The 13,189-nt window shown below is 68.3% G+C and carries 13 protein-coding genes; 4 read left to right on the top strand and 9 right to left on the bottom strand.

The annotated features are described in order from the left end of the window. Positions 1 to 30: 30 nt before the first annotated feature. The 7 genes from accD to purB all read right to left on the bottom strand — a co-directional run bounded on the left by accD (position 31) and on the right by purB (position 6,551). Positions 31 to 882: an acetyl-CoA carboxylase, carboxyltransferase subunit beta gene (gene accD, locus AC1RNQ_RS21160; protein ID WP_493174451.1), complete on the bottom strand. Its 852-nt coding sequence runs from the start codon at positions 880 to 882 to the stop codon at positions 31 to 33. After that, the gene (gene trpA, locus AC1RNQ_RS21155; protein ID WP_493174449.1) at positions 879 to 1,673 is read right to left on the bottom strand and encodes a tryptophan synthase subunit alpha; all 795 of its coding nucleotides are present in this window, start codon (positions 1,671 to 1,673) and stop codon (positions 879 to 881) included. The genes accD and trpA overlap by 4 nt, the downstream gene beginning before the upstream one ends. Before the next feature lie 199 nt (positions 1,674 to 1,872). Continuing rightward, entirely contained in the window at positions 1,873 to 3,093 is a 1,221-nt protein-coding gene (gene trpB, locus AC1RNQ_RS21150) for a tryptophan synthase subunit beta (protein ID WP_493174447.1), read from the bottom strand. A 102-nt stretch (positions 3,094 to 3,195) separates the two neighbouring features. Continuing rightward, positions 3,196 to 3,828 (bottom strand): phosphoribosylanthranilate isomerase, encoded by a 633-nt coding sequence (locus AC1RNQ_RS21145; protein WP_493174445.1) that lies wholly within the window; start codon positions 3,826 to 3,828, stop codon positions 3,196 to 3,198. 126 nt (positions 3,829 to 3,954) lie between these two features. Continuing rightward, a complete protein-coding gene (gene pyrF / locus AC1RNQ_RS21140; protein ID WP_493174443.1) occupies positions 3,955 to 4,629 on the bottom strand; it encodes an orotidine-5'-phosphate decarboxylase in 675 nt (224 codons plus the stop codon). Next, positions 4,626 to 4,970, bottom strand: a complete 345-nt coding sequence (locus AC1RNQ_RS21135; RefSeq protein ID WP_493174441.1) for a LapA family protein — start codon at positions 4,968 to 4,970, stop codon at positions 4,626 to 4,628. Before AC1RNQ_RS21135 ends, pyrF begins: the two co-directional genes overlap by 4 nt. Before the next feature lie 267 nt (positions 4,971 to 5,237). Next, the gene (purB, locus tag AC1RNQ_RS21130; protein ID WP_493174439.1) at positions 5,238 to 6,551 is read right to left on the bottom strand and encodes an adenylosuccinate lyase; all 1,314 of its coding nucleotides are present in this window, start codon (positions 6,549 to 6,551) and stop codon (positions 5,238 to 5,240) included. 197 nt (positions 6,552 to 6,748) lie between these two features. On the opposite strand from purB, the gene AC1RNQ_RS21125 reads away from it, so the two are divergent. Further along, complete coding sequence (locus AC1RNQ_RS21125; RefSeq protein ID WP_493174437.1) at positions 6,749 to 7,309, top strand: EF-hand domain-containing protein; 561 nt, start codon at positions 6,749 to 6,751, stop codon at positions 7,307 to 7,309. Between the two features lie 208 nt (positions 7,310 to 7,517). On the opposite strand, the gene rnk is transcribed toward AC1RNQ_RS21125, so the two are convergent. Beyond that, positions 7,518 to 7,922, bottom strand: coding sequence for a nucleoside diphosphate kinase regulator (rnk, locus tag AC1RNQ_RS21120; protein ID WP_493174435.1), 405 nt, complete (start codon positions 7,920 to 7,922; stop codon positions 7,518 to 7,520). Positions 7,923 to 8,343: 421 nt separating this feature from the next. Then, positions 8,344 to 9,024: a RadC family protein gene (radC, locus tag AC1RNQ_RS21115; RefSeq protein ID WP_493174433.1), complete on the bottom strand. Its 681-nt coding sequence runs from the start codon at positions 9,022 to 9,024 to the stop codon at positions 8,344 to 8,346. A 157-nt stretch (positions 9,025 to 9,181) separates the two neighbouring features. Between radC and AC1RNQ_RS21110 the strand changes: the two genes are divergently transcribed. The 3 genes from AC1RNQ_RS21110 to AC1RNQ_RS21100 are packed head-to-tail and all read left to right on the top strand — an operon-like array spanning position 9,182 to position 12,978. Further along, a complete protein-coding gene (locus AC1RNQ_RS21110; RefSeq protein WP_493174431.1) occupies positions 9,182 to 12,340 on the top strand; it encodes an intermembrane phospholipid transport YdbH family protein in 3,159 nt (1,052 codons plus the stop codon). Between the two features lie 44 nt (positions 12,341 to 12,384). Next, on the top strand, positions 12,385 to 12,552 hold the full coding sequence (locus AC1RNQ_RS21105) for a YnbE family lipoprotein (protein WP_493174429.1): 168 nt from the start codon (positions 12,385 to 12,387) through the stop codon (positions 12,550 to 12,552). A gap of 24 nt (positions 12,553 to 12,576) precedes the next feature. Beyond that, entirely contained in the window at positions 12,577 to 12,978 is a 402-nt protein-coding gene (locus tag AC1RNQ_RS21100) for a YdbL family probable chaperone protein (protein WP_493174427.1), read from the top strand. The last annotated feature ends 211 nt before the right edge of the window (positions 12,979 to 13,189 follow it).

Here is a 13,189-nt window from a genome sequence, read left to right as displayed (position 1 = left end):
CTAACCCCTCCCTTGCAGGGAGGGGAAGAACTAAGCCGCCTTCTCGGGCGCCAGATAGCCGATCAACCGCCCCAGCGTCGCGGGCAGGTCCTTCCGGTGCACGACCATGTCGATCATCCCGTGATCGAGCAGATACTCCGCCCGCTGGAACCCCTCGGGCAATTTCTCGCGGATCGTATTCTCGATCACGCGCTGGCCCGCAAAGCCGATCAGCGCCTTGGGCTCGCTGATCTGGATATCGCCGAGCATCGCATAGCTCGCGGTGACTCCGCCCGTCGTCGGATCGGTCAGCAACACGATATACGGCAGCCCCGCGCGGCGCAGCCGCGCCAGCGCCACGGTCGCGCGCGGCATCTGCATCAGCGACAGCGTGCCTTCCTGCATGCGCGCGCCGCCCGCGGCGGTGATCGCCACATAGGGAGCGCCGCGCCTGATCGCTTCCTCGACCCCCGCGACAAAGGCTTCGCCCACCGCGACCCCCATCGACCCGCCCATGAAGGCGAAATCCTGCACGCCGATCACCGCCGGATGCCCGTCGATCCGCCCGAAGGCGTTCTGGTACGCGTCGCGGTCGCCGGTCTGCGTACGCGCGGCCTTGATGCGGTCGACATATTTCTTGGTATCGCGGAACTTCAGCGGATCCTCGGGCGCCGCGGGGGCGGCCAGAATCTCGTGCAAGCCGCCGTCGAACAGCTGCAAAAACCGCTCGCTCGCGCCGATGCGATCATGATGGTCGCAGCGCGGGCAGACGTTCAGATTGTCCTGCCATTCCTTGACGAACACCATCTGCTGGCATTCGCGGCACTTGTGCCAGAGGTTGTCGGCGGTGTCGCGCTTCGCCGCGAAGGGCAGGGCGTTGCGCACGCGTTCGAGCCAGCTCATGCGGCGATCTCCTTTGCGCCGTGGATAGCATCGGCGAGTGAACGGGTGAAGGCCTCGACATAAGGCGCCGCACCGTCGCCATGCTCGGCAATGATGTCGATGAAGGCCGATCCGACGACGACGCCGTCGGCAACTTTGGCGATCTGCGCGGCCTGTTCGGGGGTGCGCACGCCGAAGCCCACCGCGACGGGCAGGTCGGTCGCACCCTTGAGCCGCGCCACGGCCTCCTCGATGCTCGCCTGCGCCGCCTGCTGCAGCCCGGTGATCCCCGCGACGCTGACATAATAGAGGAACCCGCCCGCGCCTTCGAGCACCGCGGGCAGCCGCGCCGGATCGGTCGTCGGCGTGGCGAGGCGGATCGGCGCGACCCCGGCCGCGCGCAGGCTCGGCCCGAGTTCGGGGTCCTCCTCGGCGGGAATGTCGACGCAGATCACCCCGTCGACCCCGGCCTTGGCACATTCCGCGGCGAACCAGTCGGCCCCGCGCACCGTCATCGGATTGGCATAGCCCATCAGCACCAGCGGTACATCGGCATGCCGCGCCCGAAACGCGGCGGCCATCGCGAAGATATCGGCGGTCGTCGTCCCCTTGGCGAGGCTGCGCAGATTGGCTGCCTGGATCGCGGGCCCATCGGCCATCGGATCGGTAAAGGGCATGCCCAGTTCGATCACATCGGCGCCCCCGGCGACCAGCGCGTCGAGGTTCGCGGCGGTATCGCCGTCCCCCGCGGTAATGAAGGCGACGAGCGCGGTGCCCGGCTTGGCAAAGGTGGTGGCGAAGCGGGTGCTCATTTTCCCTCTCCCCTTGCGGGAGAGGGTTGCGAAGACTTGCCAGCTTGCTGGCTAGTCGTAGCTGGGTGAGGGGTATGCGATCGCGATGCGATCGCGCGAGCCGAAGACTCGCTCACCCTCATCCAACTGCGCCTAGGCGCCTTCGGCGCCAAGGCTTCGTATCCTTCTCCCCTCGAGGGAGAAGGTGTTGCATAGGCGCTCACAGCTCCACCCCCAGCGCATCCGCCACGGTGAAGATGTCCTTGTCCCCGCGCCCCGAGCAATTGACGATGATCACCTTGTCCTTGCCCAGCGTCGGCGCGATCCGTTCCGCCGCCGCGATCGCATGCGCCGATTCCAGCGCCGGGATGATCCCCTCGAGCTTGGTCAGCTTCTGGAAGCTCGCCAGCGCCTCGGCGTCGGTCACCGGCTCGTAGCGCACCCGCCCGATGTCGTGCAGCCAGCTATGCTCGGGCCCGATCCCCGGATAGTCGAGCCCCGCCGAGATGCTGTGCGCTTCGGTGATCTGCCCGTCTTCGTCCTGTAGCAGATAGGTTTTGTTGCCGTGCAGGATGCCCGGCCGTCCGCCCGCCAGGCTCGCGGCATGCTTGCCGTCCAGCCCTTCGCCCGCGGCCTCGACCCCGACGATCTCGACGCTCGCATCGTCCAGAAACGGATGGAACAACCCGATCGCGTTCGACCCGCCGCCGACCGGCGCGATCAGCATGTCGGGCAGCCGGCCCTCGGCCTCCAATATCTGCGCCTTCGCCTCGTCGCCGATCACCGACTGGAAGTCGCGGACGAGCTCGGGATAGGGATGCGGACCCGCCACCGTGCCGATGATATAGAAAGTATCGTGGACGTTCGCCACCCAGTGGCGCAGCGCCTCGTTCATCGCGTCCTTCAGCGTCCTGGCGCCGCTCTCGACCGCGACCACCTCTGCGCCCAGCAACTTCATGCGGAACACGTTCGGTTGCTGCCGCGCGACGTCGACCGCGCCCATGAAGATCGTGCAGGGCAGGCCGAACAAGGCCGCGACGGTCGCGGTCGCGACGCCATGCTGCCCCGCGCCGGTCTCGGCGATGATCTTGGTCTTGCCCATGCGCTTCGCGAGCAGGATCTGGCCGATGCAATTGTTGATCTTGTGCGCGCCGGTGTGGTTGAGGTCCTCGCGCTTCAGATAGATCTTCGCTCCACCCAGATGATCGGTCAGCCGCTCGGCCAGCCACAGCGGGCTCGGGCGGCCGACATAATGTTTGAGCAGCCGGTCGAATTCGGCGCGGAATTCATTATCGACATGTGCCGCGCGATACTCGCGCTCGAGGTCGAGGATCAGCGGCATCAGCGTCTCGGCGACATAGCGGCCGCCGAACTGGCCGAAATGGCCCCGCGCGTCGGGGCCGGTGCGAAGGCTGTTGGGCAGGGTCTGGGAAGCAGTCATGGTCGTTTCCATCAGCAAAAGGATAAGGCGCTCGCGAAGAGACGGGGGTCTCAGGCGATCAGCGCCATCGTTTCCCGATGCGCACGACGGATGGCGACGGCGTCAGCATGTCGCGACCGCTTTAAGGAAAGCGGCGATCTTGTCCACATCCTTGACGCCCGGCGCGCTTTCGACCCCCGAGGAGACGTCGACCAGCGGCGCCCCGGTCGCCGCGATCGCCGCGCAGACGTTCGCCGCACTCAGTCCGCCCGCGATGCCCCACTCGATGCGGTGCTTGTGTCCGACCAGCAGCGACCAGTCGAAGCGCGTACCCGTGCCCCCCGGCATCGCCTGCGCGGGCGCATCGTAGAGCAGCCGGTCGACGACGCCCTCATATTGCAGCGAGCGCGTCAGCGTGCCCGCATCCTTCAGCCCGACCGCCTTCCACGCCTCGGTCCTGGTGTTCGTCTTGACCGCATTGATCCACTCAGGCGTTTCGCTGCCGTGGAACTGGATGATGTCGGGGCGCACCGCGCTCCACGCCGCGCCGGTCACCTGCGGCCCGGCATTGACCAGCAGCAGCGCGACCTTGACGCGGTCGCCCGCATATTTCCTGAGCTCGGCGGCGGTGTCCAGATCGACGTAGCGCGGGCTCGGCTCATAATGGTTGAGCCCGATATGCGTCGCGCCGTGCTCGATCGCGGCGTCGATTTCGGCCCGGGTCTTGAGGCCGCAGATTTTGACGAGAGGGGGCATGATTGTCTCTACTGAATCGTCACCCTGGCGAAGGCCGGGATCTCGACATAGCGTCGGGACGCGAGGGTGAGACCGTGATCGGAGTCACGTGCCTCCGATCACCCTTCGCCGGGGTGACGGGTTAAATCAAAGCGTCGACTCGATCTCGCGCGCCGCAAGATCGGGGTCCGCCGACTGGCTGATCGGGCGCCCGACCACCAGGATCGACGCGCCGTCGCTCATCGCCTGCGCCGGGGTGACGACGCGCTTCTGGTCGCCGGCCTTGCCGTTCGCGGGGCGCACCCCGGGGACGACGAAGAAACCGCCCGGCCACGCCTTGCGCGCCGCCTTCACTTCCTGCCCCGAGCATACGATCCCGTCGCAGCCCGATTCGCGGGCCAGCGCGGCGAGGCGCACGACCTGGTCGTGCGGGCTGCCGCCGACGCCGATGTCGCCCAGATCGGGCGCGTCGAGGCTGGTCAGCACGGTGACCGCGACGACCTTGGTGTTCTGTCCCGCCGCCGCCTTGGCTTCCTCGAGCATCGCGCGCCCGCCTGCGGCGTGCACGGTCAGGATCGCGGGCTCCAGCGAACGCAGCGCCTGGATCGCCTTCGCGACGGTGTTCGGAATGTCGTGGAGCTTCAGATCGAGGAAGATCGGCAGCCCGAACTTGGCCATCTCGTGCACCCCGTGATGCCCGTTGGCGCAGAAGAATTCGAGCCCCAGCTTCAGCCCGCCGACATGGCGGCGCACCTTCTGCACCAGCGTCAGCGCGGCGTCGAGATGTGTCGTGTCGATGGCGAGATAGAGCGGCGAGGTCATGGCTTGTCCGTGGTGAAAAGATCGGTCGGGGCAGGCGAGGGGGCGGGGTCGGTAGCGGGGACCGCAGGCGTCTCCGCCGGGCGGTTCGCCATCGCACGCAGGTCGGCGAGTTGGCGCTCGCTATGGTCGAGCCGGCGTTTCAGCGACCAGCGCGCGGCGCGCAGCGCGATCCACAGCGGCACGCTGCCGATCAGGAACGCCGCGAGGATGAGCACGGGCAGCTTGGTGTCGAGCACCGAGCCCGGCCAGATGGTGACGGTGATCGGGATCCAGTTCGCCATCGCAAAGATGACCAGCACCGCGGTCAGCAGCACCCAGATGACCGTCCGAACAATTCCCACGCGGCTTGCTCCCTATTGTTGGCGACTTGGACGGAGCCTAGGCGAGTTCGACGTGGGATTCCAGAGGGGGCGATCGATCCTCCCCGGATCGGGGAGGGGGACCATCGAAGATGGTGGAGGGGCACAGGCGGTTCGCCTTGCCGGCGAGGTGGTGGACGGCGATTCCGGCTTGGGGTCGGGAAGGCGCATTCGGCTTGGCGTAGCGCAAACCTCCTGTGCCCCTCCACCACCCTGCGGGTGGTCCCCCTCCCCCGGTGGGGGAGGAGCCTAGCCCACGAACACCCGCGCAAAAATCGTATCGACATGCTTCAGATGATAGCCCAGGTCGAACAGCGCCGTCAGCTGTTCGGCCGACAACCGCGCCGTTACCTCGGCATCGCCCTTGAGCAATTCGAGCAGCGACAGCGCGCCGTCGCTCTCCCACACCTTCATCGCGTTGCGCTGGACCAGCACATAGCTTTCCTCGCGGCTCGCGCCCGCCTGCGTCAGCGCCAGCAACACGCGCTGCGAATGCACCAGCCCGCCCATGCGGTCGAGATTCTTCTGCATCCGCGCAGGGTAAACGAGCAATTTGTCGACCACCCCGGTCAGCCGCGCGAGCGCGAAGTCGAGCGTGATCGTCGCGTCGGGGCCGATGAAGCGCTCGACCGACGAGTGGCTGATGTCGCGCTCGTGCCACAGCGCGACATTCTCCATCGCGGGGATCGCGGCGCTGCGCACCATGCGCGCCAAGCCGGTGAGGTTCTCGGTCAGCACCGGGTTGCGCTTGTGCGGCATCGCCGACGAGCCCTTCTGCCCCGGCGAGAAATATTCCTCGGCCTCGAGCACCTCGGTACGCTGCAGATGCCGGACCTCGACCGCCAGCCGCTCGATCGAGCTCGCGATCACGCCCAGCGTCGCAAAGAACATCGCATGCCGGTCGCGCGGGATCACCTGCGTCGACACCGGCTCGACCGACAGCCCCAGCTTGGCCGCGACATGTTCCTCGACCCGCGGGTCGATATTGGCGAAGGTGCCGACCGCCCCCGAAATCGCGCAGGTCGCGATATCGGCGCGCGCCGCGACCAGCCGCGCCTTGCAGCGGTCGAATTCGGCGTAAGCTTCGGCCATCTTGAGCCCGAAGGTCACCGGCTCGGCATGGATGCCGTGGCTGCGCCCGATCGTCGGGGTCAGCTTGTGCTCGTACGCGCGCTTCTTGATCGCCCCGAGCAGCGCGTCGAGATCGGCCAGCAGGATATCGGCCGCCTGCGTCAGCTGCACCGCCAGGCAGGTGTCGAGCACGTCGCTCGATGTCATCCCCTGGTGCATGAAGCGCGCCTGCTCGCCGACATTTTCGGCGACCCAGGTCAGGAAGGCGATGACGTCGTGCTTGGTCACCGCCTCGATCGCGTCGATCGCCGCGACGTCGATGACGGGGTTCGTCGCCCACCAGTCCCACAGCGCCTTCGCCGCGTCCTTCGGCACCACGCCCAGTTCGGCGAGCGCGTCGGTCGCGTGCGCTTCGATCTCGAACCAGATGCGGAAGCGGTTCTCGGCCGCCCAGATCGCGGTCATCTCGGGCCGGGCGTAACGCGGAACCATGGTTTTTCCCTTCTTTAGGATCAATTGATCGCGGAATCGGTGCGGCAACGCGACGGGGCGCGCCCTAGCAGGGACGAGCCGCGCCGCCAATCGTCCCCGCGATGCAACTTTCACATTTCCGACACGGTTGATCGCATGCCCCTTCAGGAACCAGGCGGCGCGCAAGGCGAAGCGTCGCTACCAACAGGAGAACTACCATGTTGAAAACCATGCTTTTGATCGGCGCTGCCGCCGTGAGTTTCCCGGCGCTGGCGCAGAACCAGCCCGCCGACACTGCCACCCCGCCGGCGAGCCAGCCGTCGGAACCGGCACCCGAAAATACCCAGCCGGCGCCGCCGACCCCGGCGGCAGAACCGGCGCCCGCTCCGGATGCGGCGGCGCAGCCGGCCCCGGTACCCGCCCCGGCGCCCGACGCTTCTGCAACCCCGCCGGCGGCCGCCGAGCCCGCGCCCCCCGCTGGCGACGCGACCACCACCGCGCAGTCGGCCCCCAGCGGCACCGCCGCCACCCCGACGCAGGTCGCGCAGATCGTGAACACGGAGTTCCCGACCTACGACGCCGATTCGAGCGCCGAGCTCAGCGAAGTCGAATTCGGTACCTGGATGAAGAAGCTGCGCGCTGCCAGCGAACCCACGGTCGACGTCGAATCGGCCGAAGTGAAAACATGGATTGGCCAGGCCTATGGCGCTGCCGATGCCGACAAGAACGGCACCGTCAGCAAGGAAGAGCTGACCGCTTTCCTGTCGAAAGGCGCGTAAGCGCCCCTGACTGGGTGGTGAAGCCGTCGGAGAAATCCGGCGGCTTCATCGCGTTTGGGGGAGGGGAGGTGCGATCCTCCCCGGCACGGGGAGGGGGACCATGCGAAGCATGGTGGAGGGGTACGTGCAGTCGAGCGCGGCGCATGACCTCCTGTACCCCTCCACCACCCTTCGGGTGGTCCCCCTCCCCCCTGCGGGGGAGGATCGGCTACGGCTGCTTCACATCCACGATCGTCAACCGATGCTCCGCCCCGCCGCGATCGGGCCACAGGATCGACTGCCCGGCACGCAGCCCGATCAGCCCCGCGCCCACCGGGGTCAGGATCGACACCCGCCCCGCCGCAATGTCGGCCTGCCCCGGATAGACCAGCTCGACGGACCGCTCGGTCCCCGTCTTCTCGTCACGGAACCGCACTTCGGACCCCATGGTGACGACATCGCCGGGCATCGTCTCGGCGCTGCAGATTTTCGCGCGGTCGATCTCGCCGAGCAGCATCTCATAGATGCGATTGAGCTCGTGCTGCTGGAGCAGCGCGAGTTCGGTCAGCCGGTCGGCTTCGGTGTCGATCATGCGGATCGCCGGGCGCGCGGCCCGGGCTTGTGCTTTGGTCATGGTGCGGACTTTCCGGAAGGGGACGCGCGCACGCGGTCCTTCCGCGCACGGCTCATAAAGATCGGAAACTAGCCCCGGGACCCGGGGCGAACGCGCCGGAACCCGGGGCTAGAGGCCCGCGAGAAGCTGTCCCCCGTGAAACCGGAAGCGGAGAAGGCCGCGTCGAATCTGCATGGTGGTGAGGATGCCGGGTACGGGGAGGGAAGTCAAATGGGGGGCGGGAGCGGGGACGGGCGGGAGCGGACGAAAGCGATCCACCCCCAACGGGGGAGGGGGACCACCCGAAGGGTGGTGGAGGGGTACGGGCAGTCGGACGCGACGCATGACCTCCCGTACCCCTCCACCATGCTTCGCATGGTCCCCCTCCCCGTTCCGGGAGGGTCGGCGATGGCCGCTCCCCACCCCGAAGCCGCCCCCAACCTCACAACAACCCCATCCCCCGCATGCTGCGATAATCGCTCCCTCCCACCACGATATGGTCGTGCAGCACGATCCCCAGCTTGCCCGCCGCCGCGGCGATCTCGCGGGTGATCGCGATGTCCTGGCGGCTCGGTTCGGGGCTGCCGCTCGGGTGGTTGTGGACCAGGATGATCGCCGAGGCGCCGAGTTCCAGCGCGCGCTTCACCACCTCGCGGACATAAATCGCCGACTGGTCGATCGACCCCTCGCTCGCCAGCTCGTCGCGGATCAGCATGTTGCGCGCGTTGAGGTACAGCACGCGCACGCGCTCGATGCCCTGCGAACCCATGTCGGCGCGCAGATAATCGAGCAGCGCGTCCCAGCTCGACAGCAAGGGCCGTTCGGCCAGCTCGCCCTTCAGCATGCGCAAATTTGCCGCCTGCACGATCTTGAGCGCCGCGATCGCGCCGTCGCCCAGCCCGTCGACGCGGCGCAGCGCATCGGGATCGGCGCCGAGCAACTGCGCCAGCGAGCCGAATTCGCGCAGCAACGCCTTCGCCAGCGGCTTGGTGTCGCGCCGCGGGATCGCCAGCGCGAGCAGATATTCGACCAGCTCGTAATCGGCGAGCGCCTCGCCCCCGCTGTCGAGCAACCGCGCACGCAATCGCGCGCGATGCCCTGCATGATCCGGTGCGTCCCCCATCGCCTCCCGAATAGCAGCTTGTTAGCCGCACTCAACGGCCATAAGGTTTTGCCGCGACGACACCGTCCTGTTTTCTGCAGCCTTTTGCGCCATTTCGGCGTTATCTCGCGGCACAGGGCGAACCCGTCGGGGCGCATAAGGAACGAATAGCCGCGCGATGACCGACGCCGCCGATACCGAACCCGCGCCCAGGCGCCGCCGCCGCGTCAGGAAGCGCTGGCTGACCGGCGGCGCGCTGCTGGCGCTGGTCGGCGCGCTGTGGCTGGCGCGCGAGCCGATCGCCGACAAATTCGTGCGCGAGCAGCTCGACGAGCTCGGGGTTCCCGCAACCTACACGATCGAGAAGATCGGCTTCCGCACCGAACGCATCTCGAATGTCGTGATCGGCGACCCCAAGCGCCCCGATCTGACCGCGCGCGTGGTAGAGATTTCGCTCGGCTACGGCTGGGGCGGTCCTTACGTTTCGTCGATTGCCGCCGACGGGGTGCGCCTCTATGGCCGCTTCGAGGGGGGGCGGCTGTCGCTCGGCGCGCTCGACAAGTTCCGCGATCCCACGAGCACCGACCCCTTCGCCTTGCCCGACCTGTCGGCGACCCTCACCGACGCGCGCGCGCGGGTCGAGACCCCATGGGGCAATGTCGGCGCGGCATTGAACGGCCGCGGCCACCTCCAGCGCAATTTTGCCGGAACCCTCGCGCTCGTTGCCCCGCGCGTCGCCGCGGCGGGCTGCACGGGAAGCGACTTCAGCTTCTACGGCCCGCTCACCATAAGCAGCCTCAAGCCGCGACTCACCGGCCCACTGCGCGGCCGCTCGCTCGCCTGCGCTAACGGCAGCGTCATCGCACAGTCGCCGCAGGTCGCGCTCGACGTCGCGCTCGGCGAAGACCTCACCAGCTGGGACGGCAAGGCCGATGCGACGCTCGCCGCGCTCGCCGCCGGCCCGGTGCGCGCCGAACGTGTCGCACTGCGCGCGGGCTTCAAGGGCAATGCCGACAAGACCGCGCTGACCTTCGATGGCGAAGCGCTGCGCCTTGCCGGCCCCGATTTCGCCGCGAGCCGCGTCGACCTCGACGCCAGGGGCGAAGTCGGCAAGGCCGCACCCAAGCTCGCCGGCACGCTGACCTTCGCCCGCGCTTCCGCCAGCGCGCGCCTCCGCCAGCGCATCGCCGCCAGCACCAAAAACCTCGACGGAACCCCCATCGGCCCGCTCGCCTCGAAAGCCACCGCAGCCGTCGCCGCGATGCTCGGCGATATCGGCGGCAAGGCCGATTTCGCGCTGGCAGGCGCGGGCGATACCGCGCGCATCGAACTCCTCGCCCCCGATCTCGTCGCCGAAAGCGGCGCGCGCCTCACCGGCAATTCGGACAGCCGCATCGCCTACCTCTACGCCGCCGCGGCGCCCGCCTTCACCGTCCAGGGCGGCTGGGCCTTCGGCGGCGGCGGGCTGCCCGAGGGCACGCTCGCCCTCGACCACCGCGCCGACGGCGCACTCACCGGTCTCGCGCGCCTCGATCCCTATGAAGCCGGCGGCGCGCGCCTCGCGCTGCTCCCGGTGCGCTTCTCGGGCGGCCGCGACGGGGCGATGCGCTTCGCCACCACCGCCGAGCTCAGCGGCCCGATCGCCGACGGCCGCGTCGAGCGGCTGCGCGTGCCGCTGAACGGCGCGCTGAGTTCCACTGGCACGCTCTCCCTCGCGGGCGGCTGCAGCCGCGTCGCCGCCGATCGCCTCACGATCAGCGGCTTCCGCCTCGCCGCGCCGACGCTCGACCTCTGCAGCCGCGCCGGCCAGCCCCTCCTCGCCGCGGGCCCGAACGGCCTCAAGGGCCATATCCGCATCCCGCGCATCGCGCTTAACGGCACCAGCGGCGCCTCGCCCTTCGCCGTCATCTCGGGCCCCGGCGACATCGACCTCGCCACCCTCCGCTGGACCCTCGCGCTCGCCGACGTCCGGCTGGGCGAGGGCGACGGCGTCACCCGCTTCAGCGCCCGGCGCCTCACCGGCCGCGCCACGCCGCAGGGCATGGCCGGCGAGCTCAGCGGCGCCGCGGGCAGGATCGGCGCGGTCCCGCTCGAGATGAGCGAGATCGGCGGCCGCTGGACCTTCGCGAACGGCACCCTCGGCCTCGACGGTTCGCTCCTGCTCACCGACGCCGAACCCGAAGCCCGCTTCGCCCCGCTGATCGCGAACAACGCGCAGCTCCGCTTCCGCGACGGCACGATCGACGCCACCGCCGCCTTCAACGAGCGCACCACCGGCACCCATATCCTCGACACCGTGATCCGCCACGAGCTTGCCGGCAGCACCGGCCACGCCGACCTCAAGGTCCCCGAGCTGCGCTTCAACGATGCTTTCCAGCCCGACCAGCTCAGCCGCCTCGCGCTCGGCGTCATCGCCAATGTCCAGGGCGCGGTCGTCGGCGACGGCCGCATCGACTGGTCGCCCGCCGGGGTGACCAGCCGCGGCACCTTCGCCACCGCGAACACCAACCTCGCCGCCGCCTTCGGCCCCGTCACCGGCGCGACGACGACGCTCGTCTTCGACGACCTCCTCGGCCTCAAGTCCGCCCCGAACCAGACAATTGCGCTCGCCGAGGTCAACCCCGGCATCCCGGTCACCGGCGGCGAGATCGAATATCAGCTGCTCGGCGACAACCGCGTGCGCATCCAGGGCGGCAGCTGGCCCTTCGCCGGCGGGCGGCTCGAGCTTCACCCGACAACGCTCAACTTCAACGCCGACCAGCCGCGCCGGCTAAGCTTCGACCTCGTCGGCGTCGACGCCGCGATCTTCCTCCAGAATTTCGGCTTCGAGAATATCAACGCCACCGGCAAGTTCGACGGCACGCTCCCCGTCGAGTTCGACGGCCTCGGCGGCCGCATCGTGAACGGCCGCATCGACGCGCGCGCGGGCGGCGGCACGCTCGCCTATGTCGGCGAGCTCTCGAACCACAATCTCGGCACCATCGCGAATTTCGCCTTCGGCGCGCTGCGCAGCCTCAAATACGACGACCTCACGATCGTCCTCAACGGCGACCTCGACGGTGAGATGGTCACCGACATCCGCTTCGGGGGCATCGGGCAGGGCGCGGGCGCGACGCAGAATTTCATCACCCGCCAGGTCGCCAAGCTGCCCTTCGTCTTCAACGTCAAGATCCAGGCACCCTTCCGCCAGTTGATCACCTCGGCGAAGGGGCTTTATGATCCGACCGTCTATATCGAACAGAATCTCGGCGCGCTGATCCAGGCGCAGCAGGATGCCGCCGCCGCCGCGACCGACCCGCCCACCGTTCAGCCTCCAGCAAGCGAGCCCGTGCAATGAAGACGACAGGAAGAGAAGCGAGGAGGCTGGCCATCGGCGGTCGGTTGGCGGGATTGATCATCGGCGCGGTAGGCCTTGCCGGCTGCGTCCAGATCGAAACCCCCGACAAACCGATCGAGATCAACCTGAACATCAACATCAAGCAGGAAATCGTGTACAGGCTTGATGGCGACGCCAAGAAGCTGATCGAACAGAATAGCGAGATATTCTGAGGTCTTGAGTGACTAGGGAAAAAGATGATGAGCATGAAGATGTGGAAACCGACCGGACTTGCGATGGCCGCCGTTGCCGCGACCGCCGCCGTGGCGCTGATGGTGCCCTCGGCGATGGCGCAGCGCGACCCCGCCTATGAGGCCGCCCGCGCCGCGGGCCAGGTCGGCGAACAGCCCGACGGCTATCTCGGCTATGCGTCGAGCCCGACCCCCGCGGTGCGCGCGATCGTCGACGACATCAACATCAAGCGCAAGGCGGCCTACACCAGCGGCGCCCCCGCGGGCAGCACGGTCGAGCAATTCGCCTTCGTCACCGGCTGCAACCTGATCAACAAGACCCGGCCGGGCGAGAAATATATGGCCCCCGACCGCAGCTGGAAGACCCGCGACGGCAGCCCCCCGGTCCGCGACTCGCGCTGCCCGTAAAGCCCATTGAAACGCACGGTGCCCCGGGGGCACCCCATGCCGCCGCGCCCCTAAACGCGGCGGCATTTTTGTTGGGCGAGGGGAGGGGGACGGTCCGCTTTCGGGGTGGGTTTAAGACATTAACCCCCTCCTCATTCAGAGGAGGGGCAGAGAGACTTGGTCCGGCGCAGCCGGGCCTTTAGTCGAACGGGGTGGTGGCCGAAGGCTTACG

Source organism: Sphingopyxis sp. GW821-FHT12F08 (assembly GCF_058806755.1).
This window is presented reverse-complemented; position numbering and strand designations above follow the sequence as displayed.